This is a genomic window from Trebonia kvetii (genome assembly GCF_007827045.1).
In the GTDB taxonomy this organism is placed as follows: Bacteria; Actinomycetota; Actinomycetes; order Streptosporangiales; family Streptosporangiaceae; genus Trebonia; species Trebonia kvetii.
Genome location: NZ_RPFW01000004.1, coordinates 49,759 through 75,715, shown reverse-complemented (window position 1 = coordinate 75,715; position 25,957 = coordinate 49,759). Strand labels below are relative to the sequence as shown.

General features: G+C 70.2%; 24 protein-coding genes. 6 read left to right on the top strand and 18 right to left on the bottom strand.

The window, feature by feature from the left end; genetic code table 11:
• Positions 1-60: 60 nt before the first annotated feature.
• Positions 61-1,584, top strand: coding sequence for a hypothetical protein (locus EAS64_RS20350; protein WP_145855041.1), 1,524 nt, complete (start codon positions 61-63; stop codon positions 1,582-1,584).
• 108 nt (positions 1,585-1,692) lie between these two features.
• Here EAS64_RS20350 and EAS64_RS20345 read toward each other — a convergent pair whose 3' ends face one another.
• On the bottom strand, positions 1,693-2,292 hold the full coding sequence (locus EAS64_RS20345) for a helix-turn-helix domain-containing protein (protein WP_246115785.1): 600 nt from the start codon (positions 2,290-2,292) through the stop codon (positions 1,693-1,695).
• Between the two features lie 67 nt (positions 2,293-2,359).
• Between EAS64_RS20345 and EAS64_RS20340 the strand changes: the two genes are divergently transcribed.
• Positions 2,360-3,223, top strand: coding sequence for an AzlC family ABC transporter permease (locus tag EAS64_RS20340; protein WP_145855038.1), 864 nt, complete (start codon positions 2,360-2,362; stop codon positions 3,221-3,223).
• A gap of 8 nt (positions 3,224-3,231) precedes the next feature.
• A complete protein-coding gene (locus EAS64_RS20335) occupies positions 3,232-3,534 on the top strand; it encodes an AzlD domain-containing protein (protein ID WP_246115784.1) in 303 nt (100 codons plus the stop codon).
• Positions 3,535-3,753: 219 nt separating this feature from the next.
• On the opposite strand, the gene EAS64_RS20330 is transcribed toward EAS64_RS20335, so the two are convergent.
• The 3 genes from EAS64_RS20330 to nadD all read right to left on the bottom strand — a co-directional run bounded on the left by EAS64_RS20330 (position 3,754) and on the right by nadD (position 5,516).
• Positions 3,754-4,374: a histidine phosphatase family protein gene (locus EAS64_RS20330; protein ID WP_145855034.1), complete on the bottom strand. Its 621-nt coding sequence runs from the start codon at positions 4,372-4,374 to the stop codon at positions 3,754-3,756.
• A gap of 2 nt (positions 4,375-4,376) precedes the next feature.
• A complete protein-coding gene (gene rsfS / locus EAS64_RS20325; protein ID WP_145855032.1) occupies positions 4,377-4,766 on the bottom strand; it encodes a ribosome silencing factor in 390 nt (129 codons plus the stop codon).
• A 126-nt stretch (positions 4,767-4,892) separates the two neighbouring features.
• Positions 4,893-5,516, bottom strand: coding sequence for a nicotinate-nucleotide adenylyltransferase (nadD, locus tag EAS64_RS20320; protein ID WP_439333612.1), 624 nt, complete (start codon positions 5,514-5,516; stop codon positions 4,893-4,895).
• Between the two features lie 131 nt (positions 5,517-5,647).
• On the opposite strand from nadD, the gene EAS64_RS20315 reads away from it, so the two are divergent.
• On the top strand, positions 5,648-6,709 hold the full coding sequence (locus EAS64_RS20315) for a M48 family metallopeptidase (protein ID WP_145855030.1): 1,062 nt from the start codon (positions 5,648-5,650) through the stop codon (positions 6,707-6,709).
• 103 nt (positions 6,710-6,812) lie between these two features.
• On the opposite strand, the gene proB is transcribed toward EAS64_RS20315, so the two are convergent.
• From proB to EAS64_RS20280, 7 genes are all read right to left on the bottom strand, one after another.
• Positions 6,813-7,964, bottom strand: coding sequence for a glutamate 5-kinase (gene proB, locus EAS64_RS20310; RefSeq protein ID WP_246115783.1), 1,152 nt, complete (start codon positions 7,962-7,964; stop codon positions 6,813-6,815).
• A gap of 4 nt (positions 7,965-7,968) precedes the next feature.
• On the bottom strand, positions 7,969-9,354 hold the full coding sequence (obgE, locus tag EAS64_RS20305; protein WP_145855028.1) for a GTPase ObgE: 1,386 nt from the start codon (positions 9,352-9,354) through the stop codon (positions 7,969-7,971).
• A gap of 80 nt (positions 9,355-9,434) precedes the next feature.
• Positions 9,435-9,704 (bottom strand): 50S ribosomal protein L27, encoded by a 270-nt coding sequence (gene rpmA, locus EAS64_RS20300; protein WP_145855026.1) that lies wholly within the window; start codon positions 9,702-9,704, stop codon positions 9,435-9,437.
• Between the two features lie 34 nt (positions 9,705-9,738).
• The gene (gene rplU, locus EAS64_RS20295; RefSeq protein WP_145855024.1) at positions 9,739-10,053 is read right to left on the bottom strand and encodes a 50S ribosomal protein L21; all 315 of its coding nucleotides are present in this window, start codon (positions 10,051-10,053) and stop codon (positions 9,739-9,741) included.
• A gap of 349 nt (positions 10,054-10,402) precedes the next feature.
• Positions 10,403-13,900: a ribonuclease E/G gene (locus EAS64_RS20290; RefSeq protein ID WP_145855022.1), complete on the bottom strand. Its 3,498-nt coding sequence runs from the start codon at positions 13,898-13,900 to the stop codon at positions 10,403-10,405.
• A gap of 180 nt (positions 13,901-14,080) precedes the next feature.
• Positions 14,081-14,782, bottom strand: coding sequence for a TIGR03936 family radical SAM-associated protein (locus tag EAS64_RS20285; RefSeq protein ID WP_145855020.1), 702 nt, complete (start codon positions 14,780-14,782; stop codon positions 14,081-14,083).
• Between the two features lie 2 nt (positions 14,783-14,784).
• Positions 14,785-16,740: a TIGR03960 family B12-binding radical SAM protein gene (locus tag EAS64_RS20280; protein ID WP_145855018.1), complete on the bottom strand. Its 1,956-nt coding sequence runs from the start codon at positions 16,738-16,740 to the stop codon at positions 14,785-14,787.
• Positions 16,741-16,864: 124 nt separating this feature from the next.
• Between EAS64_RS20280 and EAS64_RS20275 the strand changes: the two genes are divergently transcribed.
• Complete coding sequence (locus EAS64_RS20275; protein WP_145855017.1) at positions 16,865-17,326, top strand: HIT family protein; 462 nt, start codon at positions 16,865-16,867, stop codon at positions 17,324-17,326.
• Here the strand turns inward: EAS64_RS20275 and EAS64_RS20270 are convergent.
• From EAS64_RS20270 to thyA, 3 genes are read right to left on the bottom strand one after another with little or no spacing between them, the layout of a single operon-like run.
• Positions 17,323-18,186 (bottom strand): deoxycytidylate deaminase, encoded by an 864-nt coding sequence (locus EAS64_RS20270; RefSeq protein ID WP_145855015.1) that lies wholly within the window; start codon positions 18,184-18,186, stop codon positions 17,323-17,325. The genes EAS64_RS20275 and EAS64_RS20270 overlap by 4 nt on opposite strands.
• On the bottom strand, positions 18,183-18,893 hold the full coding sequence (locus EAS64_RS20265) for an adenylyltransferase/cytidyltransferase family protein (RefSeq protein WP_187366056.1): 711 nt from the start codon (positions 18,891-18,893) through the stop codon (positions 18,183-18,185). Before EAS64_RS20265 ends, EAS64_RS20270 begins: the two co-directional genes overlap by 4 nt.
• A 41-nt stretch (positions 18,894-18,934) precedes the next feature.
• Positions 18,935-19,831, bottom strand: coding sequence for a thymidylate synthase (thyA, locus tag EAS64_RS20260; RefSeq protein ID WP_145855011.1), 897 nt, complete (start codon positions 19,829-19,831; stop codon positions 18,935-18,937).
• Between the two features lie 41 nt (positions 19,832-19,872).
• Here thyA and EAS64_RS20255 point away from each other — a divergent pair, with 41 nt between their 5' ends.
• A complete protein-coding gene (locus EAS64_RS20255) occupies positions 19,873-20,316 on the top strand; it encodes a pyrophosphohydrolase domain-containing protein (RefSeq protein WP_145855009.1) in 444 nt (147 codons plus the stop codon).
• Here EAS64_RS20255 and rodA read toward each other — a convergent pair.
• The 4 genes from rodA to mreC are packed head-to-tail and all read right to left on the bottom strand — an operon-like array spanning position 20,313 to position 25,937.
• Entirely contained in the window at positions 20,313-21,557 is a 1,245-nt protein-coding gene (gene rodA, locus EAS64_RS20250) for a rod shape-determining protein RodA (RefSeq protein WP_145855007.1), read from the bottom strand. The two genes, EAS64_RS20255 and rodA, sit on opposite strands and share 4 nt — an antisense overlap.
• A complete protein-coding gene (mrdA, locus tag EAS64_RS20245; RefSeq protein ID WP_145855005.1) occupies positions 21,554-23,605 on the bottom strand; it encodes a penicillin-binding protein 2 in 2,052 nt (683 codons plus the stop codon). The genes rodA and mrdA overlap by 4 nt, the downstream gene beginning before the upstream one ends.
• Positions 23,602-25,143, bottom strand: a complete 1,542-nt coding sequence (gene mreD, locus EAS64_RS20240; RefSeq protein ID WP_145855003.1) for a rod shape-determining protein MreD — start codon at positions 25,141-25,143, stop codon at positions 23,602-23,604. The genes mrdA and mreD overlap by 4 nt, the downstream gene beginning before the upstream one ends.
• Positions 25,143-25,937 carry a rod shape-determining protein MreC gene (gene mreC / locus EAS64_RS20235; protein ID WP_187366055.1) on the bottom strand — a complete coding sequence of 265 codons (795 nt, stop codon included), beginning with the start codon at positions 25,935-25,937 and terminating at the stop codon, positions 25,143-25,145. Before mreC ends, mreD begins: the two co-directional genes overlap by 1 nt.
• Positions 25,938-25,957 lie beyond the last annotated feature (20 nt).

Sequence of the window (25,957 nt, the reverse complement as noted above, 5' to 3'; positions counted from 1 at the left end):
CTGGCGTTCTGTGCTGGATTTCTGTCCTCGGGGTCAGGACCGAAACTAGGAGTAAGCAGAATGATCTTTTTGCGCGGCCGACGTCGCATGCTGTTCGCGGGGGCCGGGGGCGCACTCGCGCTCCTCGCCGCCGTTACAGTACCGGCCTCGGCGCAAACGACGGCACCGGCGGCAGTCGGCGTGAAGCTCGCCGGCGGGCCACTGGGCATGAACATCGCACCATGGGACGCCCTTTACACCGGGTCGAGCGGCGCCATCATTCAGGGGCTGATGAAAAAGGCGGGCATCAACCAGATCCGCTACGGCGGCGGGGTCACCGCCGACTACTTCAACTTCAAGACCAACACCGACATCGGCAGGTGCCTGCCCAATAGCGCGCCCGCCGAATACAGCGCGAAGTGCGCCGTGCACGACGCCCTGTACTTCGGCCTGTTCTCGAAGAACGCCAGGGCGCTGCACGCGCAGAGCTTCGTGACGGTCAACTACGGCTCCGGCACTCCCGCCCTGGCCGCGGCCTGGGTGAAGCAGTCCAAGACCAAGGCAGGCCAGCAGGTCGGGCTGTGGGAGATCGGCAACGAGAACTACGGCTGCTGGGAGGTCAACAACGAGCTCGCCACCGCTCCTGCCGACTTCAAGGGCTACAAGGAGGGCGTCAACGCGGACTGCCCGATGAACGTGCAGGGCCTCGACGCCGGCATGACGACGATGGCGACCTCCTATGCCGCGCACGCGCCGCGGTTCATGGCCGCGATGAAGGCCGTCAGCTCGAGCGCGCAGCTCGGCGTGCCGTGGGCGTTCGGCGCTAACGTCGGCGGCGCCTCGGTCGGCGACAACACCGAGTGGAACAACACGGTGATTCCCGCGGTCAGGAAGTACCTGAGCTTCGTCGACGTGCACTGGTACCCGTTCAACTTCGGCGGCAACATGGGCGGCAAGAACCCGACCGCTCAGGCGGTGCTGAAGTCGCTGTTCCAGATCGCACCCGTGTACAAGCAGACCAGGGCGCAGCTCAACGCCCTCGCACCGGCGGCGAAGATGGTCGTCGGCGAGACGGGCGTGACCTACCTGCCCACGACCATCCCGTGCACGCCGGTCGGCGCCCTGTTCGCCGCCGGTGACGCCCTGTCCTGGCTGGCGGCGGGCGCGGAGAGCGTCGACTGGTGGCAGCTGAACAGCTACGGCAACATCGGGTCCAAGTGCAGCAAGCCGGACGAGGGGATGTTCACCTCGGCGGCCAAGCCGGTGCCGCAGACCCCGTACATCGGCTACCTGCTCGTCTCCGCGCTCACCAAGCCTGGCGCTCAGCTGCGGACGCTCTCCACGTCCAACAACGCGAACGTGCTCGCCTTCCAGTCGGTGAGCAACGGCAAGGTCGCGGTGGCCCTCATCAACACCAACACGAAGTCGGGCATCCACCTCAAGTTCGCCTCCTCGCTGCACGGCAAGCTGAAGACGCTGAGCTACAAGGCGGCCGGCCAGAACTCGTCCAACACCAGGACCGTGGCCGGCGTCACCACCGCCACGGCGGTCGCCAAGGGACTCACCGTGCCGGCCGAGTCGATCGTGGTGCTCACGACGGGCTGACCGGCACGCCACGCCGAACGCATTAGGCGACACGCGTAACGCATTACGCGAACAGCCGGGCAGAGAACCGATGCCTGCCCGGCTGTTCGCGATGCGACGTTGTGACAGTCAGACGTGTTCCATGACGATGATGCCGACCGTGTCCGGCTCGAGCGCGTGGAAGATGTGCGGGACGTCGCCGGGGTAGCGCAGGTAGTCGCCCGGGCCGAGCTCGACCGCCTCGCCCTCGGGTCCGGCGAGGACGCGGCCGCTGCCGAGTATCAGGTGCTCCACCGTGCCCGCGGTATGCGGCCGGGCCAGGTGGGCGGTGCCGGGCGCCGCGCCGACCCGGTAGATGTCGCGGCGCGCGCCCGGCGGGCAGGACGCCAGCATCGCCGCCTCGTACGGGTCGCGCTCGGCGTGCATGACCACGCCCTCGTCGGCACGGATCACCCGGATGTCGCTCCGCGGCGGGTCGATCAGGCGGCTGAGCGGCACGCCGAGCGCCGTGCCGAGAGCCCACAGGGTCTCAAGGGACGGGTTGCCGGTGCCGTTCTCCAGCTGGGACAGCGTCGACTTGGCGATGCCTGCCCGCCTGGCCAGTTCGGTGAGCGACACTGCGGCGCGGGCACGCTCGCGGCGCAGCGACATGGAGACCAGCGCGACGATGTCCGTCGGCGTGCCGGGGTCCGCCCGGCCCTGGCTTCCCTCGGTGCCTTCCTGGGTCACGTGGTTCGCTCCAGACTCCGCTTTGTTCGGTTTGACGAACGTCCGCCTGTCGTTCATTATATTGAACATGCGGACTCTATGGCGAACAAGCTCGCCGGCAGTGCCACGCGAGCGGTCCCGCGATGTCGCGGACGCCGAGAATGCCAGGCTCTACCGCGACATCGCCCTGGTTGCCCTGGCGGACGGGATCGTCGGGCTCTCGTTCGGCGCGGCGGCCGTCGCCGGCGGGTTGCCGTGGTGGGTCCCGGTGGCGCTATCGGTGCTCGTCTTCGCGGGCGGGTCGCAGATCGCGGCGATCGGCGTGGTGCTTGGGGGCGGGTCGCCGGTCGCGGCCGTAGCGGCCGGGGCGGTGCTGAACACCCGACTGCTCCCCTACGGCCTGGCGGTCGCCGACGTGGTCGGTCCGGCCGCGGGTGACGGCGCGCGCGGCGCGTGGAGCACTGTTCGCGGCTGGCTGACCAGAATCGTCGGCGCGCACCTGATCACCGACGAGTCGGTCGCCTTCGCGCTGCGGCAGGCTAGTCGGGCCAGGCGCCGGTTCGCGTTCTGGACCTGCGGCATCGTGCTGTTCGCGGTATGGAACACGACCGTGCTGCTCGGCGTGCTCGCCGGGTCGATGATCACGAACACCGCCGCGTTCGGCCTCGATGCCACGTTCCCCGCCGTCGTGGTCGCGCTCGCGCTGCCCGCCCTGACCTCCCGGCCGATCAGAAAGGCGGCAGGCGCCGGCGCGGTGATCGCGGTCGCGCTCACCCCGGTGCTGCCCGCCGGACTGCCGCTGCTCGCCGCGCTCGGCGGGCTCGCCGCCCGGCGAGACGGGTGGCGGGCCGGCTCGCGCTTCGGCCGCCGCGGCCCGCGGGTCAAGGCTGACGACGACCAGTTCACCGGGGACGAAACAAAGGTCCGCGCGGGACAGGCTGGAGGCTTGTGATGCTGCCCATGACCGCCATCGTGGCGCTTGCCGCGCTGACCTACGGGATGCGGCTGGCCGGGCCACTGCTGCGCGGGCGGATGGTTGTGCCCCCAACGGCGGAGCGGTTGTTCGCCGACTCGGCCACGGTGCTGCTCATCGCGCTCGCCGCTACCTCGGCGCTGACCGCAGGCCACGGGTTCGCCGGCTGGGCGCGCCCCGCCGGAGTGCTGGTCGGCGGGCTGCTCGCGGCGCGCCGCGCCCCGTTCCCCGTCGTGGTGATCGGCGCCGCCGCCGTCACCGCGCTGCTCCGCCGGGCCGGCGTCCCGTAACACTCATCTTTGCTTAACCGGCGGCGGGACATTTGCCGCGAATCGGACGCGGAAGTGGTCGCCGGTTAAGCAAAGATGAAAATGTGGTCGCCTGCTAAGCAAAGAGGCCTGGCCGGCACCCCCCTTGCGAGTGGTCTGGGCGCATGGTTGCGGCAACCATGCGCCTGTAGCCGTATCGTTGCCACAACCATGCGGGAGAACGGGCGTGCTGACGAGGCCCTAGCGGTCGTCGCCGATGACTGGTTCCGGCAGGGTGCCCGCGTTGTACTCGAGCAGCCGCCAGTGGGTGCCCTGCAGCGACAGCACCGACCAGGAGCAGTTCGCAAGCGGGCCGAGCACGCTCACGCTGAGGGCGGGCAGGCCGAGCAGCCGCTCCATGCCGAGCCGCAGCGCGGCGCCGTGGCTGACCACGACCGCGAGCTGCCCGTCGTCGAGGGTGCTGGCGATCCTGTTCAGCGCGAGGTTCACGCGCTCGGCGACGGCGGCCGTCGGCTCGCCGTTGGGCGGGTTCCAGGTGGCGCGCTCGGCCGGGTAGCGCTCGCGGATCTCCTGATCCGACAGGCCCTCCCAGTCACCGCCTGACCGCTCGCGCAGCTCCTTGTCCGACGCGACCGGCAGGCCGGTCAGCCGGGCGAGCGGCGCGGCGGTCTGCAGCGCGCGGGATAGGTCGGAGGCGAAGATCGCATCGGGTCTGAGGGTGGCGAGGCGGCGCGCGGCGTATTCGGCCTGCGCCTCGCCCGTCTCGTCGAGCGGTATGTCGGTCTGGCCCTGGAAGCGGTGCTCGGCGTTCCAGGTCGTCTGGCCGTGCCGCCACAGCACGAGCCGCTTGGCTGCGCTCAGCGTTACTCCCCCGCGCCCGGGTTGCCGATGAGCGCCACATCGGGCAGCTCGATCCGCGGGCAGTCCTTCCAGATGCGCTCGAGGGCGTAGAAGATGCGCTCCTCCTTGTTCTGGACGTGGACCACGACATCGTTGTAGTCAAGCAGCACCCAGCGGCCCTCCTGCTCGCCCTCACGGCGAACCAGGGTGGCCCCTGCCTGCTTGAGCCTCAGCTCCACCTCGTCGATGATCGAGCGGACCTGCCTGTCGTTGGCGCCTGAGCAGAGCAGGAATGCGTCGGTGATCGCTAGCTGGTCGCTGACATCGTAGGCAACGATGTCGTTGGCCAGCTTCTCCGCCGCGGCGAGCGCGGCGATTTCGGTGAGCTCGATGGCCCTTGCGGTGGCAGTCACGTGGCTGACTCGGCCTCCTCGGTCGGGGTTACTTGTCCCTAGGATCTCATGGCGGCGCAACCGGTGGCGCTGCGTGAGTGGCCGGTTCCTGGTGTTGGGGACCAGAGTCAGCCGATTCCGTTCGGACTATTCATGATTTTTGTTGTTCTGACCTGCCCGCTGGTACAGGCCGCGCTTGGCGATGTACTGCACGACGCCATCCGGGACCAGGTACCAGACGGGTTCGCCCGCCGCGACCCGGTGGCGGCATTCGCTGCTCGAAATCGCGAGGGCGGGGATCTCCACCAGGGACACCTTGCCGTCGGGCAGGCCCTGGCCGGTCAGCCGGTGGCCCGGACGCGTACAGCCGATGAAGTGCGCGAGTCCGAAGAGCGCGTCGACGTCGTGCCATGTCAGGATGTTCGCCAGCGCGTCCGCCCCGGTGATGAAGTATAGGTCGGTGCCGGGACCGTTCGCGTCCGCCAGGTCGCGCAGGGTGTCGATGGTGTAGGTGGGACCCGGGCGGTCGATGTCGACGCGGCTGACGGAGAATCGCGGGTTGGACGCGGTGGCGATCACCGTCATCAGGTAGCGGTCCTCGGCGCTCGAGATATCCCTGCCGGACTTCTGGTACGGCTCGCCGGTCGGCACGAAGATGACCTCGTCGAGCGCGAAGATGTGCGCGACCTCGCTGCCGGCCACCAGGTGACCGTGGTGGACAGGGTCGAACGTACCGCCCATCACTCCGACCCGCCTGCGCCCGTTGATCAACTGCTATCTCCTTTGTGCACCGTACCGAGATGGTATCGGGCCGGCCAGCCGGAAAACGTTCCTGGTAATCCCTGCGGGTTACGCCCTGCGGGCGATGCGTTCTGGTCGCGGGTGGGTCTACCATTCGAGATATGACTTCAGTGCCAGATCGTGCCAGAGTCCGGCTCACGGGCATTTCGTCCCGCGCCTACGAGCACCCGGCAGACCGCTCCGCGCTAGTCGCGCTGCGCAAGCTGAGCGGCTTCGACGTGCTGCTGAGCAAGCTCTTCGGCCTCATCAACGAACGTGCCTTGCGGCTGACCTTCCTGGCCGGCGCTGTCAAGGTCTCCGAGCGCCAGTTCCCGCACATCCACGCACTCGTGCGGGACGGCGCCTACATCCTTGACCTCCCCGAGGTTCCCGAGTGCTATGTCATGCAGTCGCCGATCGTCAACGCGATGGCGATCGGGCGCGACAGGCCGTTCGTCGTGGTGACCACGGGCCTGGTCAACCTGCACGACGAGGAGGAGCTGCGCTGGGTCATCGGCCACGAGCTCGGGCACATCCTGTCCGGGCACGCGGTGTACCGGACGATGATGCTCATCCTCATCCAGCTCGCCGCGAGGATCGCCTGGATGCCGCTCGGCTACCTCGGGCTGCGGGCCATCATCTGGGGCCTCGAGGAGTGGTTCCGCAAGTCCGAGCTGTCCTGTGACCGGGCCGGGCTGCTGGCCGGCCAGGACGTGGACGCCGCGCGGCGGGCGCTGATGAAGCTGGCGGGCGGGCCCTACCTGTCCGAGCTCAACCCCGACGCGTTCCGCGAGCAGGCGCACGAGTACGACGCGGTGCCCGACCTGCGCGACTCGATCCTGAAGCTGCTGCAGCTACAGGGGAACACGCACCCGTTCGCCGTGGTGCGGTTCGCCGAGCTCGACCGGTGGGCGACCGACGGTTCTTACGAGTCGATCCTGGCCGGGGACTACCCGCGGCGGGAGACCGACAGGGACGCCTCGGTCACAGAAGAGATGAAGAACGCGGCCAACTCCTACCGCGAGTCGTGGAACCGGTCCGAGGACCCGCTGGCCGGAATCGTCCGCGGGGTTGCCGAGACCGGGGCGCGGGCGGCTTCCGGGCTGTTCGACCGGCTTGGCGGTAACCGCGGGTCTGGGTCCGGGTCGGGGTCGGGGTCGTCGAACGACAACGACAACAACTAGCACCCTTCTTGACCCCAGAGGGTCGTTGAACGGGGCTGGGAAGATTCCTCGCGGCACTCCTGCGGGAGGCCGCGAGGGGATCTCCCCGGCCCCGTTCTCCTTTTCAGAGGATTACCAGGTCGTCGCGGTGGATGACCTCGCGCTCGTATTCTGGGCCTAGCTTGCTTGCCAGCCAGCGAGTGGAGCGGCCCATGATGGCGGGGAGCTCGGTCGCATCGTAGTTGACCAGGCCCCTTGCCACGGGCTTGCCTGACTCGTCCGTTAGGTCTACCGGGTCGCCTGCCTCGAAGGAGCCGGCGGCGGCGGTGATGCCTGCCGGGAGGAGGGAGGCGCGGCGGACGGTGATCGCCTCTACGGCGCCGTCGTCCAGTTTGAGACTTCCTTGCGCGACGGCGGCGTGCGCGAGCCAGAGGAGCCTGGTGCTCGGGCGCTGGCCGGTTGGGGCGAAGTAGGTGCCCGTCTGCTCACCGGCCAGGGCTGCGGCCGCGTGCGGCGCGCTGGTGACGACGGTGGGGATGCCGGCCGCGGTGGCGATCAGCGCCGAGTCGACCTTGGTGGACATGCCGCCGCGGCCCACGCCGCTGGCGCCTGTCTTGCCCGCCCTGACGTTCTCCAGGTCTTTTGGTCCGCTGACGCTTTCGATCTTGCGGGCGCCGCCCTTGCGCGGGTCGCCGTCGTACAGGCCATCCACGTCGGAGAGCAGGATAAGCGCGCTGGCCCGGCAGACGTGGGCGACGAGCGCGGCGAGCCGGTCGTTATCGCCGAACCGGATCTCGTCGGTCGCCACCGTGTCGTTCTCATTGATGATCGGGACGATGCCGAGCTCGAGCAACCGGTCCAGGGTGCGCTGCGCGTTGCGGTAGTGGGCGCGGCGCATCAGGTCGTCCGCGGTCAGCAGCACCTGGCCGACACCGAGCCGGTGCCTGGCGAAGGCGTGCGTGTAGCGGGCGATGAGCAGGCCCTGGCCGACGCTCGCCGCCGCCTGCTGTGTCGCCAGGTCCTGTGGCCGCTTCAGCAGGCCGAGGGGCGCCATCCCTGTCGCGATCGCGCCGGACGAGACCAGCAGAACCTGGTGACCGTCCTTGACCCGGTTGGCGATCGTCGCGACCAGGTCCTCGATGCGGCTCTCGTCGATCGACCCGGTCTTCGTGGTCAGCGACGAGGAGCCGATCTTGACGACGGTCCGTGGCGATCCTGCGATGTCGGGGCGGCCAGGATCGTCGGGAACAGCATCCGCGGGGGCAGCGTCCGGCACGGACTCATCTTTCCAGACGTCGATCCGAGCCGCGCGGGCCGGGCACGTGACCGCCGCCAGCCTGAAGTTCCGGATTCCAGTCGAAGACGACCGCGTCGGTTTCGTCGCCGATCAGGACCGTGTCTCCCTGCTCTGCGCCCGCCTTGGCCAGGGCCTCCTCGACGCCGAGCCTGGCCAGCCGGTCGGCGAGGTAGCCGACCGCCTCGTCGTTGGTGAAGTCGGTCTGGTTGACCCAGCGGGTCGTCTTCTCGCCGCGGATCAGGTAGGCGCCGTCACCGGTGCGGACGATCTCGAAGCCGGCGTCCTTGACCGGCGCGGGCTTGATCACGACACGGACGGGCTCCGGCTCCGGTGCGTTCTCGCGTGCGCTTGCCACCAGTTCCGCCATCGCGAAGCCCAGCTCGCGCAGGCCCTCGTGCGTCGCGGCGGAGATCTCGAAGACGTTGAGTCCGCGGGCTTCCAGCTCGGGCTTGACCAAGTCGGCGAGGTCACGGGCCTCGGGGACGTCGATCTTGTTGAGCACCACGAGCCGTGGCCGGTCCGTTAGGCGGGTACCCGTCAGGCCCGGACCGTTCATGTCCTCGTAGGCGGCGAGCTCGGCCTCGATCGTGTCCAGGTCGGAGATCGGGTCGCGGCCCGGCTCATGCGTGGCGCAGTCGAGGACGTGCACGAGAGCGGAGCAGCGCTCGACATGGCGGAGGAAGTCGTGGCCGAGGCCCCTGCCCTCGCTCGCGCCGGGAATCAGGCCAGGCACGTCGGCGACGACGAACTGCACGTCGCCCGCCTCGGCGACGCCCAGGTTCGGGATGAGGGTGGTGAACGGGTAGTCGGCGATCTTGGGCCGCGCCGCGGACATGGCGGCGATCAGGGAGGACTTGCCCGCGCTCGGGAAGCCGATCAGGCCGATGTCCGCGACGGTCTTGAGCTCGAGGGTGAGCTCGCGCGTCTCCCCCGGCTCGCCCTTGAGCGCGAATCCAGGCGCCTTGCGCCTCTGCGAGGCCAGCGCCGCGTTGCCGAGCCCGCCGCGACCGCCCGCGGCGGCGACGAACTGGGTGCCGGTGCCGACCAGGTCGGCGAGCACGTTGCCGGCCTTGTCGAGGACGACGGTGCCGCTCGGCACCTTCACGACCTGGTCGTCGCCCGCGGCGCCGTTGCGGTTCGAGCCCTCGCCCTGGACGCCGTTGGCCGCCTTGCGGACGGGGCGACGGTGGAAGTCGAGCAGCGTGGAGGTGGAGGCGTCGACCTCGAGTATCACGCTGCCGCCGCGGCCGCCGTTGCCGCCGTCCGGGCCGCCAAGCGGTTTGAACTTCTCCCTGTGGACCGAGGCGCAGCCGTTGCCGCCGTGGCCTGCCTGCACACGCAGCTCAGCGTGATCGGCGAACTCCGCCATGATTCGATCCCCTTACATGCGAATGGCGGGCCGGTTACCCGGCCCGCCATAAACGTTTGTCGCGTTCGCCGCTATGCGGCTCAGGCCGAGACCTTCTCCGGCTCTGGAACAATGTTCACGGCACGGCGACCGCGGAACCGCGCGAACTCGACCTTGCCCGCGACAAGCGCGAACAGAGTGTCGTCGTCGCCACGGCCGACGCCGAGACCGGGGTGGAAGTGGGTGCCGCGCTGCCGGACGATGATCTCGCCGGCGTTCACGCGCTGACCGCCGAAGCGCTTGACGCCAAGCCGCTGCGCGTTCGAGTCCCGGCCGTTACGGCTGGAGGACGCGCCCTTCTTGTGTGCCATGTCGTGTCAGTCCTTATGCCTTCTCGGGTCCTTGTCAGGCCTTCTCGATGCCGGTGATCCGGACCTGGGTGTACTGCTGCCGGTGTCCCTGACGGCGCTTGTAGCCCGTCTTGTTCCGGTAGTGGATCATGTTGATCTTCGGCCCCTTGGCCGGGCCGACCACCTCGCCAGTGACCTGGTAAGCACTAAGCTCCTCCGGGTCGCTGATGACCGTGCCGTCGTCCACCACGAGCAGGGCGGGGAACGTAACGCTCGACCCGGCCTCCTCGTCCGCAAGCTTGTCGACGGTGAGCACGTCATCGAGGGCGACCTTCTCTTGCCTGCCACCGCAGCGCACAATCGCGTACACCCGAGAACTGCCTCTCCCTGTATGCGTGCTCCGCCGGTCTTTAGCCAGCATTCTCGCTGGCCTTCTTGCCGTTTGCGGGCTCGCCATGAACTGACATGCCATCTTACGCGCATGATCGCGATGCACGGCACAAGAGCCCGGGCTATGAGCTGGCGGGCCGACGTGTCATCGCACTATTTGCTTCGCCAAGCATACCAGGTCTGGCAGCCGTGATCGCCGGGTCCTCCGGCTGTTAGTGCTCAAGAGCCGGCTTCGCCGTCCCCGCGAAGATCATTCCGAAAATGCCCTTGTCATCACCGGGGTAATGGTCCCGGTAATGACAAGGGCATGGCCTAAACGATCTTGTGCGCTAGGACCAGACCGGGGGCTCGTCGCCTTCCGCCGTGGCGTCGTCCGTGCTCGCGGCGCCGTCCTGGGCGGAATCCGTTTCTGCCGGGGTCGCGCCGGACTCGGCAGGCGTGACGGCGGAGTCGCCTGGCGTCGCCTCGAAGAGGCTTGGCGAGACGATGGCCGGCTCGGCCGACCACGCGGTGACGGGCTCGGGCGCGACCTCAGCGGCAGGCTCGGCCGCAGCCTCGTCGACCCCTCCGGGCGCCGCCTCGGCCGGTGCCTCCTCGGCCGGTGCCGCCTCGGCCGCGAACGCGTCGTGTGCGGGCACGTCGGCCGCGAAGGCCTCCGCGCCGCCGGTCCAGGCCGGGGCCGCTGCCTCGTCGAGGGGCACCTCAGGCGCTGCCTCGGCCGGAGCCGCGACGTCGGCCTCGGCCGATGCTGCCTGGCCGGCGACGGTTGCCTCGGCGTCGATTGCCTCGGCGCTGGGCTCCGCCAGGGCCAGCGCGTCGGCCGCGTCGGCGGACTCGACCGCGGCCTCGGGTGTCTCCGCGGGCTCAGGGGTCTGCGACTCCGTGGTTTCCGCGGGCTCAGGGGCCACGAATGACTCCGGGGTCTGCGCTGGGACCGGGGATTCCGCCTGTTCGGGGGCGACCGCCGCGGCCTCGCTTGTAGCCGGAGCCAGCGCGTCCTCGACCGGGGCCGGAGCCGCGTCCTCGACCGGAGCCGGGGTCGGGGTGGTGTCGGTGACGACGGTGACGCGGGCGACGGCGGAGCCGGCGCGGGTGCGGCGGACCGGCGGGGCCGCCGCGTCCGTGGCGTCGTCGACCGGGGCGGTGGCGCCTGCGGTTGCCTGGTCGGCGAGCGCAGGGTCCGGCGCGACGGGGACGACCACGGCGGGTGCCGGGGAGTCCTCCACCTGGACCGCGGCCGCGAAGGCGGTGCCTGCCGAGGTGGGGCGGCGGGTACGGCGGCCGCCTTCCGTGCCAGTAGCGCTGGTGCCCGCGAGCGACGCGCCGGTGGCACCGGAAAGCGCGGTATCGGTCAGCCCAGTGCTGGTCAGCCCAGCGCCTGTCAGCTCACTGTCGTCGACTGTCGTTGCCGTCGCGGTTTCTCGCTGTGCATCCCGGCCGCGGCCCTCGTCCCGCCGACCGCTGTCGCGGCGGTCGCTGTCACGGCGGTCGCTGTCACGGCGGCCGTTGGCGTAGCCGCCGCCCTTGGCGGCGCCGGAACCGGAGCTAGAACCCGCGCCCGAGCCGTTGCCCTGGCTCTTGCCGTTCCCGTTGGCGGGACCGTGCGCGGGCGGCGCCGGCACTGGCCGGTGCGCGGTGCCAGCCGATGCGCGGTGGGCCGGCTCGGCCGGTGCGTCGAGCGAGACGATGACGCCGCGCCCGTTGCAGCACTCGCACTGCTGCGAGAAGGCTTCCAGCAGCCCGGCGCCGACCCGCTTGCGGGTCATCTGGACAAGGCCGAGCGAGGTGACCTCGGCGACCTGGTGCTTGGTCCGGTCCCTGGCCAGGCATTCGAGCAGCCGCCGCAGCACCAGCTCGCGGTTGGACTCGAGCACCATGTCGATGAAGTCGATGACAACGATGCCGCCGACGTCACGCAGCCGCAGCTGGCGGACGAGCTCCTCGGCCGCCTCCAGGTTGTTCCTGGTGACGGTCTCCTCGAGGTTGCCGCCCTGCCCGGTGAACTTCCCGGTGTTGACGTCGACGACCGTCATCGCCTCGGTGCGGTCGATGACGAGGGAGCCGCCGCTCGGCAGCCAGACCTTGCGGTCGAGCGCCTTGGCGAGCTGCTCGTCGATGCGGTAGGCGGCGAACACGTCGTCGGCGGGGTCCTCGTCGTGGTCCCAGCGGCTGATCCGGTCGGCCAGGTGCGGCGCGACGTACTTGACGTACTCGTCGATGATCTCCCAGCCCTCGTCGCCGGACACGATCAGCCTGCTGAAGTCCTCGTTGAACACGTCGCGGACCACGCGGATGGTCAGGTCGGGCTCGCCGTACAGGAGGGCGGGCGCGGAAGCCGTCTTGGCCTTCTTCTCGATGCTCTCCCACTGGGCGGCAAGCCGGGTGATGTCACGGTCGAGCTCGGCCTCCGCGGCGCCCTCGGCGGCGGTGCGCACGATCACGCCGGCGTTCTCCGGAGTCACCTTCTTCAGGATCTGCTTGAGCCTGGTCCGCTCGGTGTCTGGCAGCTTGCGGCTGATGCCGGTCATCGACGCGCCTGGCACGTAGACGAGGTAACGCCCGGGCAGCGAGACCTGCGACGTGAGGCGCGCGCCCTTGTGGCCGACCGGGTCCTTGGTGACCTGGACGATCACCGACTGGCCCGGCTTGAGGGCCGCCTCGATCCGCTTGGGCTGGCCCTCGAGGCCGCTGGCGTCGAAGTTGACCTCGCCGGCGTACAGCACGGCGTTGCGGCCCTTGCCGATGTCGACGAACGCCGCCTCCATCGACGGCAGCACGTTCTGCACCTTGCCCAGGTACACGTTGCCGACATACGAGGCGTGCGTGGTCCGGTTCACGTAGTGCTCAACGAGGATGCCGTCCTCGAGCACCGCGATCTGGGTGCGGTCGCCGCGCTGCCTGACGACCATCGTCCGCTCGACCGACTCCCGGCGGGCGAGGAACTCCGACTCGGTGACCACCGGCGGGCGCCTGCGGCCGGACTCGCGTCCCTCCCGCCTGCGCTGCTTCTTCGCCTCGAGGCGGGTAGAGCCCCTGATGGCACGCACGTCGTCGGCGGGGTTGTGCGCCTCCCTGACGTGCACCACGGTGTCCGGCGGGTCATCCGGTGACAGCGCGTCACCGTCTGCCGAACCGCGGCGGCGCTTGCGGCGGCGGCGTCGGCCCGCGGTGCCCGCCTCGCCGCCGTCCTCGCCCAGCTCTCCATCGCCTTCGGCGTCAGCCTCGGCGTCGGCGCCTTCCGGGCCGCCCTGGCCGTCGAGGTCGTCATCGGCCGCGGCGTCGCTAGCGCGAGTCCTGGTCCTGGTGTTGCGGCGCCGGCGAGGACGGCGGCCAGCCGCCTGCTCGTCGGCGTCGTCGGTCACGGCCGCGCTCGCGGGGACGTCGCCGCCGCCGGCGTCCGCCTCGGCCACCGCCGCGGCGGCGTCCGCGCTGAACAGGTCATCGTCGGCGGCAGCCTCACGGACCCGGGACGTGGTGCGCCCGCGACCGCGGGTCCTGCGGCTCGTCCGGCTTGTCCCCGGCTCGGACTCGGTCCGGCCACCGGATCCCTGGCCACCTGCGGACTCCCGGTCACCGGAGTCCCGGTCGGCCGCATCCCTGTCGCCGGAATCCCGCTCTCCCGCCGATGGCGGAGGCGCGGGCGGCGCCACTGGCGGCTGGAACAGGGCCTGCGGCGGCTGGAACAGCGCCGCGGGAACCGCCGGAGCCGCCGGCGCCGGCTGCTCAGCCGGCCCGTTGAACGCCGTCGGTGCGGGAGCGGTTCCCTCGTTGCGGCCAGTGGCCTCGTTAGTGCCTGTCTCGCTGTTGGTGCGCTCGCTGTCGAGCATTCGGGCAATCTCCAGTCAGGCTTCCGGGCGCGGCCGTACGTGTTGCGCCGGCGCGCCGCGCGGAAGCTCGTAGTGATCGTTCGCCTGGAATGCAGCCGCCACCGCGCGGGAAGTCACGCGCGGTGGTGCGGGGGCTGCGCCCAGGCATGGATGAGTACTTCAGGCCCGGAGTGGCGGCGGTCATGGCTGGACCACCCCGGATTCGCCGAGCGATCCCTGCGTGAGCCGCGTCATGAGCGGCTCTGACGGGAACACATCGGAAACGTCACGAAGCGCGTTGAGCACGTCGCCAGGCCGCACGGCCGGGACAGTGTGCTGGACGATCATTCGCAGCTCGGAGCCAGCCCCCGCGTCAGCGGTTACGTCGAGGCTGACCACGGCTGCCCGTGCGTCCATGCGTCGCAATCCCTTGGAGGTCAGCCGCTCCACCGGCGCCTCCGTCAGGGCGAGAAACTTCTGAACCACCGGCACCACGGTGTCGGCCCGCAGGCCGGGCAGTGCCACCTGCCACTCGGACGCGGTGAGCCGACTCGCCGGCAGTCCCCCGGAGTCCTCAGTGACAGCAATCACGTCTATCCCATCAGGCAGCGCCGCGTTCAGCCGCTCCCGCACGGCGTCCGTCTCGACCTGGCTGGTCAGCGTGAGGCTCAGGTACTCGGCCTCGCTCGCGACCCCGGTCGGGACTCCGCCTGCGTAGGAAATCTTCGGGTGCGGCGTGAACCCGCTCGAGTAGGCGATCGGCAGATCTGCTCGCCGCACGCCCCGCTCAAAGGCCCGCGCCACATCCAGCTGGCTGGCAAAACGCATCTTTCCCCGTTTAGCATACCGGACCAGAAGATGCTGGGTCGTGACCGGCGCGCTGCCATTCTGTGTCACGGCCATTGCTATCTCCCGTTACTCGCCAGCACGGGAAGCAGTCGCCTACCGTCCAGTCGCTCTCCAGTCGGGCCCGTCTGGATCTCCGTGCCCATCGCCGGGCAGACACCGCACTCGTAGCACGGAGTCCACCGGCAATCCTCCACCTCGCCGGCCCCGGCGGGCGCGACCGCCGACTGCCAGTCTTCCCACAGCCAGTCGCGGTCGAGACCGGAGTCCAAGTGGTCCCACGGCAGTACCTCGCCGTATTCACGCTCGCGCGTAGTGTACCAAGCAAGATCGACAGGGAACGCTGCCAGACCGGTGGCGCACGCCGCGGTCCAGCGCTCATAGGAGAAGTACTCGCTCCAGCCGTCGAACCGGGCGCCATCCCGCCAGGCGGCAAGTATGACCTGGCCGACCCGTCGGTCGCCGCGGGACAGCAGCCCCTCGATGAGCGACGGCGTGCCCTCGTGGTAGCGGAAGCCGATCGACCTGCCGTAGCTCTTGTCGCCGCGCAGCGCGGCGCCGAGCTTGTGCAGCCGGTCGTCGACCACCTCGGGCGGGCACTGGCCCGCCCACTGGAAGGGCGTGTGCGGCTTGGGCACGAAACCGCCGATCGACACCGTGCAGCGGATGTCCTTGCGCCCGGACGCGGCGCGCCCGGCGGCGATCACCTTGCGCGCCAGGTCCGCGATCGCCAGCACGTCGTCGTCTTCCTCGGTCGGCAGGCCGCACATGAAGTACAGCTTCACCTGCCGCCACCCCGAGGAGTAGGCGGTGGTCACGGTGCGGATCAGGTCTTCCTCGGTGACCATCTTGTTGATCACCTTGCGCATCCGCTCCGAGCCGCCCTCCGGGGCGAAGGTCAGGCCCGAGCGCTTGCCGTTGCGCGACAGTTCGTCGGCGAGCGTGATGTTGAAGGCGTCCACCCGGGTGGACGGCAGTGAGAGCCCCACGTTCGAGCCCTCATAGCAGTCGGCGAGGTCGACGGCGATCTCGTTGATCTCGCTGTGGTCGGCCGACGACAGCGAGAGCAGGCCGACCTCGGAGAAGCCGGTCGACTTGAGACCGTTCGCCACCATGTTCCCCACGGTGGTGATCGACCGCTCGCGCACCGGCCTGGTGATCATCCCGGCCTGGCAGAACCGGCAGCCCCTCGTGCAGCCGCGGAAGATCTCCACGCTGTACCGCTCGTGCACCGTCTCCGCGACCGGCACGACGGGCGCCTTCGGGTACGGCCAGGCGTCCAGGTCGAGCAGCGTGTGCTTGCGCACCGCGGCAGGGACGCCCGGCCGGTTGGGCACGATCCGCTCGATGCGGCCGTCGGGCAGGTAGCCGACGTCGTAGAACCTGGGGATGTAGACGGCGCCGGTCGCGGCGAGCGACAGCAGCAGACCGTCGCGGCCACCCGGGCAGCCCCCCTGCTTCCACTCGCGGATCAGCCGGCTGATGGCGAGCACCGCCTCCTCGCCGTCGCCGATGACGACCGCGTCGAGGAAGTCAGCGAGCGGCTCGGGGTTGAACGCCGCGTGCCCGCCGGCCAGCACGATCGGGTGCGTGATCGCCCGGTCCGCGGCGAGTAGCGGAATGCCGGCCAGGTCCAGTGCGGTCAGCAGGTTGGTGTAGCCGAGCTCGGTGGAGAACGACACGCCGAGCACGTCGAAGGCGCTCACCGGCCGGTGCGTGTCGATGGTGAACTGCGGCACGCCGTGCGTGCGCATCAGCGCCTCGAGGTCGGTCCAGACGCTGTAGGTGCGCTCGGCGAGCACGCCTGGCTGCTCGTTGAGTATCTCGTAGAGGATCGCGATGCCCTGGTTGGGCTGTCCGACCTCGTACGCGTCCGGGTAAAGCAGGGCCCACCGGACGTCGGTCTCATCCCAGGCCTTAACGGTGGAATTCACCTCACCGCCGACATACTGCACCGGCTTGCGGACAAGCGGCAGCAGCGGCTCCAGCTTGGGATAGACGGACTCGACAGGCATGCTTCCGAGAATACCCATGATCCGGAACGGGTGCGGCTGGCTGCGGCCCGTGACGGGGCTTCCAGGTGCCGGGCCGTGGCACCATGGTCGCGATGCGCCTGAAGCCGACAGAAGCGGAGCGTCGTTGAGCCTGTACTGCACGGACAACTACCGGACCGCCGAGCAGCTGGCCGAGATGGAGCGGCTCGAGGCCGCGGGGATCTGCCTGTTCTGCCCCGATTCGCTCCGTGAGCACGCGAAACAGCGAGTGATCTTCTCCACAGAGCACTGGTCGGTGACGCCGAACGCGTACCCCTATGCCGGCACAAGCCTGCACCTGCTCGTCGTGCCGCGCCGGCACGTGACCGACATGCTCGACCTCGACGAGGCGTCGCTCGGCGACTTCTGGACCGCGCTGCGGTGGATCAGGGACGAGTTCGGCCTCGGCCATTACGGGCTCGGCGTGCGCAACGGCAACTGCAGCTTCACCGGCGCGACGATCGCCCACGTGCACGCGCACGTGCTCGTCGGCGACCCGGACTCAGAGCCCGAGGTGCCGGTGCGGATGAAGTTCAGCTCCCGCCCCCGCCACGTGGCGCAGAGCTAGCCCTCCGGGTTTCCCGAGCCGGCCGTGTCGACCCACAGCAGTTCGACGCCCGCGGCGCGCAGCACCTCGTCCCCGTCGAGCACCGAGTAGGGCCCCGCGAAGTAGCAGCGCGCAAAGCCGGCCTCCGCGACCAGCCGGGCGCAGGCGGGGCAGGGGAAGGTCGTCACGAACAGGTCGGCGCCGCTCAGTGAGAATCCCTCGCGGGCCGCCTGGGCGACGATGGATGCCTCCGCGTGAATCGCGGTGGACAGGTCGCCGCGGACGCCGCGGCTGAAGCTGTCCCGCGGGTCGCCGTCGATGTACGGCGAGTACTCGCTGGGCTCATGGTGGTTCCAGGCGACGGCGAGCACCCGCTCGCCGCGGGCCGCGACCGCGCCGACCTGCCGCCACCAGTCCGAGCTGTTGCCCGCCAGTTCCCGCGCGGTGGCGAGCATCCGTGGCGGCAGGTCGCCCGCGGCCACCGCGCCGTCGAAGCCGGCGGGCCGCCGCGCCTGGCTCCATTCCCTGTCCCAGCGCAGGAACGTGTTGTCGAAGACCAGCTCATGCCCGTCCCGCAGCCGGTGCACGGCCGCCAGGTTCCTGGTGATGTCCTCGTCGGGCAGCACCAGCACGTCAGCGGTCACCGCGCCGGGCAGGTCGGCTGGCTCGATCACCCGGACCGGCGTTCCCGGCAGCAGCAGCCGCAGGAACTGGGCGGCCCGCTGCGGCGGCAGCGCCCTGATGTCCTTCGCCAGGCTCTTGAACACGTCCTTGAACCCGCCGCCGAGCAGCAGGATCTCGGCGGCGTCGGCGTGCCGCGCGAAGAATGCCTCGTGGCCCGCGTGCACGACCGGGAGGTAGAGCAGGATCTGCTTGGTCAACTGCGGGTCCGCCCTGCGGGGCTGAGCTTCTTGCGCGGCTGGTTTCGCGGCGGGGTGGCGTGCACCGTGGACACCGGGGAATCCGGGTTGGCCATCTCGCGCTGGATGACCTCGCGCAGCCGCGCCGACGTGCTCACCGTGGCCATCCGGCCGAGAACCTCGACCCGGCCGCAGTAGCCCGCCTCGAGCTCGCGGATCTCGTCCTTGGTGTAGGTCTCCTCGGTCGCCACGAGGACGTCGGGACGGACCGCCTTGATCAGCGCCCACTTGGCGTGCTTGGTCTGCTTGAGTGTGACGAGGCCCACGCCGCGCTGATGGGTGACCATGCGCAGCCGCTCCATCTGCGGGACGACGGGCCGGTTCTCTCCCTTGCGCGCGCGGATCTTCTCGTCGCTGTCCAGGCCGACGATGAGGAAGTCGCCGAACTGCCTGGCCGCCTCCAGGTACATCGAATGGCCCTCGTGGATGATGTCGAACGAGCCGCTGGTGAGCACGATCTTGAAGCCGAGCGTGCGCAGCGCGTTGACCGTCTCCTCGATCTTCGCGTAGTCCTCGACGAAGCGCTGGTCGAAGTTGGAGGCGTCGGCGAACAGGCTGTTCGACACGCCGAGGGTCTGGATCAGCGGGGCGGGGCCGGAATGCCGGCCGTTCGCGGCGCCGTCCGGCGTGCCGCGGCGGCGGCTCCATAGCTGCCCGATCCTCGTCATTGGCCGTCCCCTTCCTTCTGCTGTCATGCTAGCCAGCCGGCTCAGGTGGCGACGGGAATGGACCCGATGGACGGGTTCGGGTGGTAGTCCGCGAGCTCGAAGTGCTCGGCGCGGAAGTCGTGGATGTCAGTGACGGCGCGCCCGGCCTCGTTCAGCGTGACCGTGGGCAGCGGGCGCGGCTCGGTGGCGAGCATGGCGCGGACGGCGACGACCTGATCCGCGTAGATGTGCGCGTCGGAGATCGTGTGATAGTAGGCCACCGCCGCATAGCCGGTGAGCTGCTCGAGCATGAGGGCCAGGGCGGCGTACTGGACCATGTTGGCGGGGACGCCGACCGGCACGTCGCCTGAGCGCTGCGTCATGTGCACGTGCAGGCCGCCGTCGAGCACCCGGACGTGGATCCAGCCGTGGCACGGCGCGATCGTCGTCTTCGGCTGCTTGCCCTCGCCCCTGACCTGGTACGGGGCGATCCACGGGTCGACGAAGTGGGTACGCAGCTCGGGCAGCTCGCGCAGCTGCTCGACCAGGTGCTTGAACTGGTCGAACGGCGGCCCGTCGGGCGTCGGGTACGCGTGGAAGGCGGCGCCGTACGAGCCGGGGCCGATGCTGCCCGGCTCGATGCCCTTCTTGAGCGTCTTCTCCGGCGTGGTCCACGGCGCCCACCAGTCCACGCCGAACCGCTCGAATTCCGCCAGCGTGGTGGCGCCGTTGATGAACGCGCAGAGCTCGCCGATGGGCTTGCGCCAGAAGGACCTGATGCTGCGCTCGGTGATGACGGGGAACCCGTGCGCGAGCGGGAACGTCATGGTCTGCTGCATGACCGTGAACGCGTTGACCCCCTGCCGGGTCTGCGTCTCGATCCCCTCGCCGAGTATGCGCTCGAGCACTCGCCGGTACTCCGTCGAGACTGGTCGCTGGTCGTACGGCAGATACTCCATAGCCCGACAGCGTATCGCCGGGCTATGGCATCGTGGTCGACATGGCTGCGCAGGAAACAGGTACCCGAGTTCCCAACCCGCCCCGGCTGTCGGCGGCGATGGCCGGCGTGGCGGAGTTCCACGCGGCCTTCGGCGCGCCGCGGGCCGTGCTACCGGACGCCGCCGTCCCCGCCGAGCTGGCGAAGCTCCGTGTCGACCTGCTCGCCGAGGAGACCGGCGAGTTTGCCGACGCGACGGCCGCGGGCGACATCGTGGGCATCGCGGACGCGCTTGCCGACATCATCTACGTGGCCTACGGCGCGGCGATCGTCTACGGCATCGACCTGGACGCCGTGTTCGCCGAGGTCCACCGGTCCAACATGACCAAGCTGGACGCCGACGGGCGGGTCATCTACCGGGAGGACGGCAAGGTGCTGAAGTCCGACCGGTACACACCGCCGGACGTCAAGGGCGTGCTGTCCCGGCAGCAACCGCTCCCGTTCTAGCGCGTTTTCCGGTCCGTTCGGAGGGTTGTGTCGCCGAAGATGGAGTGCTGGCGGCGGACACCCTGGATCAGGCCGATGGCGATCATGTCGGCGAAGATCGCCGAGCCGCCGTAGCTGACGAACGGCAGCGGCAGGCCGGTGATCGGCATGATGCCGATCGTCATGCCGATGTTGACGAACGCCTGGAAGCCGAACCAGATGGCCACGCCCGACGCGACCAGCATGCCGAACATGTCCTCGGCGATCTGGGCGGCGCGGATGGCGCGGAACACGATGACGGCAAGCAGCGCGACGATGACCGCGCAGCCGACGAAGCCGAGTTCCTCCCCCGCGACCGTGAAGATGAAGTCGGTCTGCACCGAGGGGACGAAGCTGCCGCCGGTGAACGTGCCGTGGAACAGGCCCTGGCCGTGCATGCCGCCCGAGCCGACCGCGATCTTCGCCTGCAGGCCGTTGTAGCCGGAGCCCGCCAGGTTCTGCTCCGGGTGCAGGAACGAGGTCAGCCGGGTGAGCTGGTAACCCTTGAGCAGGTGCCGGTGCGCCACCTCGTAGATGCCCGCCGCGACGACAGCGAGGCCGCCGAGCACCCAGTACATCCTGATGCCCGACACGACAATCATGCCTATCAGGGTGAACACCAGGACAAACGTGACGCCGAGGGCCGGCTCCTTCTCCACCAGGGCGATCAGCGGCGCGGCGGCGAGGAACGAGTAGCACACGTCCCTGATCGTCGGGCGGCCCGCGGGCAGTTTCCTGCGCGACAGCAGCCACGCGGTGGACAGCACAAGACCGAGCTTGGCGAACTCCGACGGCTCGACCTGGAAACCGCCGGGCAGCGCGATCCACGCCTTCGCGCCGTTCACCGACTGGCCGACGACGAGCACCGCCGCCAGCAGCAGCAGCGACAGGACGTACAGGTACGGGGCCAGGCGCTTGATCACCCGGTAGTCGATCAGCGCGGTGACGAACATCAGGAGCAGGCCGAGCACCGCCCAGACGATCGTCTTCTTCAGGTAGGTGTGCGGGTCGAGGCCGGCCTGGCGCAGGAACGGCTCTGTCGCCGCCCAGATGAGCACGGTGCCGATCGCGGTGAGCGCGCAGGTCGCGACGATCAGCAGCCAGTCCCACGACCTGGCGACGCCGCCCTTGGCGAAGGCGCGGTTCAGCGGCGACCTGCGGTGCGGCGCGAAGGTGCCCGCCCGCGGTCCCGCCCAGCCCCGGGACGGTAGTCCGACGCTCATTTCGCCGCCAGCTTCGGCAGGGCGGGCAGGACGCCGCCGGGCAGCGCCGCCCCCTTCTTGCGCGCACCCTCGAGTCCGTAGATGCCGTCCCAGATCTGCCGCACCGCGGGGGCGGCGGCGTCCGCGCCGTAGCCCGCGTTCGGCAGCATGACGACCACCACGAGCTTGGGGTTGTTACACGGGGCGAAGGACGCGAACACCGAGGTCGCGATCTTGCCCATGATCTGCGCGGTACCAGTCTTGCCCGCGACGCAGACCTGGTTCAGCGGGAACCCGGCGTACGCGCCGGCCGCGGTGCCCTGGGTCACCACGCCTGCCAGCGCGGAACGGATGTAGGAGAGGGTCTCCGAGGCGACCGGCAGGTGCCTGATTACCGGCGGGACGATCTTCTGCACCAGCTTGCCCGACGGGGAGAGCAGCGCCTCGCCGATGCGCGGCTCGTACAGCGTGCCCCCGTTGGCGAGCGCGGTGTAGGCGTTGGTGAGCTGCAGCGGCGTGGCGGTCACGTAGCCCTGGCCGATCGCCGCGATGGCCGCCTGTCCTGGTTCCCACACCCACCCGTCGATGCAGTCCTGGTACTCGATCTGCTGCACGTAGGTCCCGTCGCGCTTGCCGTTCTTGCACCAGTTCTGGCCCTTGTGCGCGTTGTCCTTCCACATGTAGTAGAGCCACTGCCTGGTGGGGATCGTGCCGGTCGCCTCCGACGGCAGGTCGATGCCGGTGGGGTTGCCGAAACCCCACTCGACCTCCATCTTCTGCATCTTCTGGATCGGCGCGTGCGGGTTCGGCTCGTTGTTGGCCTTGTTGTTGTCTGTCTGCCACATCTGGTAGCCGAGCTCGTAGTACACGGTGTCGCAGGACTGGATCAGCGCGGTGCGGAACGACATGGCGCCCTGGCCGGGCTCGCCGTCGTTGAAGAACTTGCTACTGCCGATGTTGAACACGGCGGGGCACTGGTACGTGCCGTTGAGCGAGAAGCCGTCGGCGACCGCCGCGGCGGTCGAGGTGACCTTGAATGTCGAGCCCGGCGCGTACTGTCCCTGGGTGGCCCAGTTCAGCACCGGCTCGCCGGACGCGGTGCCGAACAGGTACTTGAACTGCTGCTGTGAGATGCCGTTCGTCCAGATGGACGGGTTGTAGTCGGGGTAGCTCGCCATCGCTACGATCCGGCCGTCGGTGGTCTCCACGACGGCCGCGCCCTGGTTGGCGGAGTTGCCCGCCGCCCGCGCCCTGGCGATCGCGCTGGCGAGCGCCTGCTCGGCGATCCGCTGGACCTTGGCGTTCAGCGAGGTCACCAGCGTGTCCCCGGTCTTGGCCGGCTGCTCGGCGACCGTGTTCAGCACGTTGCCCGCCGCGTTCACCGCCACCGTCCTCGTGCCTGGCATGCCGGTCAGCGCGGTGTTGTACTGCGCCTCGAGGCCCGACTGGCCCACCAGGTCGTCGCCCGCGTACCCGGTCTGCGGCAGGTGCTCCTTGGCCATCTCCTGCTGGGTGATCGGCTGCAGGTAGCCGAGGACCTGGGCCGGGTTCGCCCCGGCGGGCATCGGGTAGTCCACCACCGGCGCCAGTTGGGCGGTGATGCCGGGGAACAGCCCGGGCTGCTCCATGATCTGCAGCGCGATCGTGCTTGTGACGTTCTCCGCGACCGGGATCGGCTGGTACGGCGAGCCCGTCCAGCAGGGCTGCTTGACGCCGCGGGTGCACAGCCGCACCTTCTCGGTGAGCGTCTTGACCGGCATGTGCAGCAGCGGCGCGAGCCTGGCGAGCACGGCCTTGCCGTTATCCTTCGTGGTCTGCGAGAGCTGCATCATGTCGACGGAGACGGTCAGCTTCGTCTGGTTGGTGACGAACGGCTTGCCCGTGTCGTCAGTGATCATGCCGCGCACGGCAGGCACCACGATCTTCCTTGTCTGGTTGACCTGGGCGAGCGCCTTGTAGTGCGTGGTGTCGAGGACCTGCAGGTACCAGAGCCGGCCGCCGAGCGTGACGAGCAGGGCCAGGGAGATCACGTACAGGCCGAAAAGCCTGCGGCGCGAACGAGGAATCACCGGCCCACCCCCACCATCCGCAGCAGCCGCTGCCTGCGCTTGCGCCACGGGTGGCGGCTGTGCCGCACCCAGTCCCGCGACGGTGCCGCGGTGTACCAGTTGCCCCGGCGGGGACCGGCGCCTGGGGTAGATCCGATGACGGTCCGCGGGCGGCTCGTCCCGCCCAGCCAGCCACGGCGCGGCGCGAGGCGCGGCCCGGTGGATCGTGCCCACGAGGGCGACGCGGAATGCAGCCAGCCGGACCGTGGCGCGCGGCGGGCGAGCGGCGTTACCGCACCCGCCCACGCCGACAGGCCGGACGGCGCGGACCGCGCGGCGAGCACGTCGGCGCCGGAGCGCGGTGCGGCGCCCGCGATGCTGGCGGCGCTGCGCGCGCCGCCAAGGCCGGCTGGCCGCAGCCAGCCGTGGCCAGGAATCCGCGGCGCCCTGCCCGCGCGGTAGGCCGGGGTGCGCAGCGCCGACGCGCCGCGGAACGAGCCCGCGCGCGGCACCGCGCCCGCGCGGTAGGCCGGGGTGCGCGAGGCCTGCACGCGGCGGAACGAGCCGGCTCGCGGCTCCGCGCGCGGCGTTGCCCTGCTCGCCAACCTTGGGGCGGCGGCCGCCGGCGCCCCGGCGCGCAACCAGTTCTTACCCGGGCCGCGCACGGTGCGCCGCACGGTGCGCGCCGGGCGGTCGGCGGCGAAGTTCAGGCTGGGGCTGCCCGCCCCCGCCGGGCGGATCGCGGCGCCTGGCGAGGCAGCAGAACCCGTTCGGCCGATCGATCCAGCGCCACCGCGGGACAGCCGCAGCGGCGGGACGCTGCGCGGCAGGGACGGGCTGCGGTGGTCGTCTCCCGTCCCGGCGAGCCGCAGCCTCGGCACGCGGCGCGGCGCGACGGGCGCGCGGTAGTTCGCACCGGTGCCGGACAGCCGCAGGTCGGGCGCGGCGCCGTACGACGCGGCCCGGAAGACCGAGGCGAGCCGCTGCGCGTAGCTGAACTCGGGCGCCGGCGCTCGCTCCGCGTCGGCGTCGCGGGTGAGCCGGGCGACGAGCAGGAACATGAGCGGCGCGAGCAGCAGGTCGTACAGGATCGCGGCCGGCAGCACCTGCTTGATCGCCGGTCCCGTGACGTCGGGGTCGGACAGCAGCATGCCGAGTGCGGCCTTGCCCGCCTCGCCCGCCGCCGCGGCGACGGCCATCACCGTGAACATGGTGAGCGGGTCCCGTTCGCCTGTCAGGTCGTAGATGGCGCGCACGGCGCGCGCGGCGCCGTACCCGGCCAGGCAGAAGACCAGCGCGTACTCGCCTGCGTAATGGCTGGCCGGCGGCGCGACGTCGAGCGCGAGGCCGCCGGCGAAGCCGGCCAGCGTGCCGGGCAGCGGGCTGGTGCACACGGCGATCGCGGTGACGGCGAGCAGCACCAGGTCCGGGTAGGCGGCGGGCAGCGGCAGCCGGTTCACCACGGTGAGCTGAAGGACGACGGCGGCGAGCAGGATGGCGACGAGCGCGAGGCCGGTGAGCGTGCGCTTCGCCGCGGTGGGCTCGGACGCCGTCGGCATCACCGGGACACCACCACCCCGACCACGCCGAGGCCGGTGAAGTCGACGAAGGGCTTTACGATGCCGGTTGGGGTGAGCGAGCCCGGCTGGGTGGTCACCTCGGACACGACGCCGACCGGGATCCCTGGGACGTACGGGCGGCCGCCCACCGAGCCGAAGGTGACGAGCTCCTGGCCGGGCTGGAGCGCGGCGTTCGCGGAGAACAGGGTGAGCCGCAGCGAGGTGCTGCCCGTCATCGAGCTTGCGGTGCCGCTGAGCGCGCCGATCTGGCCGTTGCCCGCCACCCGGACGCCGACCGTGGCGCCGGCGTCGCTGGCGAGCTGGACGGTCGCGGTGCCCGAGGTCACCGAGGTCACGGTGCCGACGAGACCGTCGCCGTTGAGCACGGTCTCGTTGACCCCGACGCCCGCCGCGCTGCCGACGTTGATCGTCACCGTGTCGGCGTACTCGCCGCCCGCCGCGATCACCGTGCCGGTGACGACCCTGTACTTGGCGCCGGTCAGGTGCAGTAGCTTGGCGAGCTGCCCGGCGTTGGTGTTGCTGGTCTGCGCCTGCGCAAGCTCGGCGCGGAGCTCGTCGTTCTGCTTCTGCAGGTTCGCGACCTCGCCGCCGCTTGTCGCGCCGCGGAAGAAGCCGGTGACGTCACCCGTCACGCGCTCCACGGGGCCGAAGAGACGGCCGCCGATGCCGTGCGCGCTGGAGTTGCCGCCATCACGGAAATCGATCGTGATCAGCGCGATCGCCACGACGAGCAGCACAGTGAGGACGACTCGCGTCCGTCTGGACTCAAGCAATGCGCAACTCCCGTCGCTTG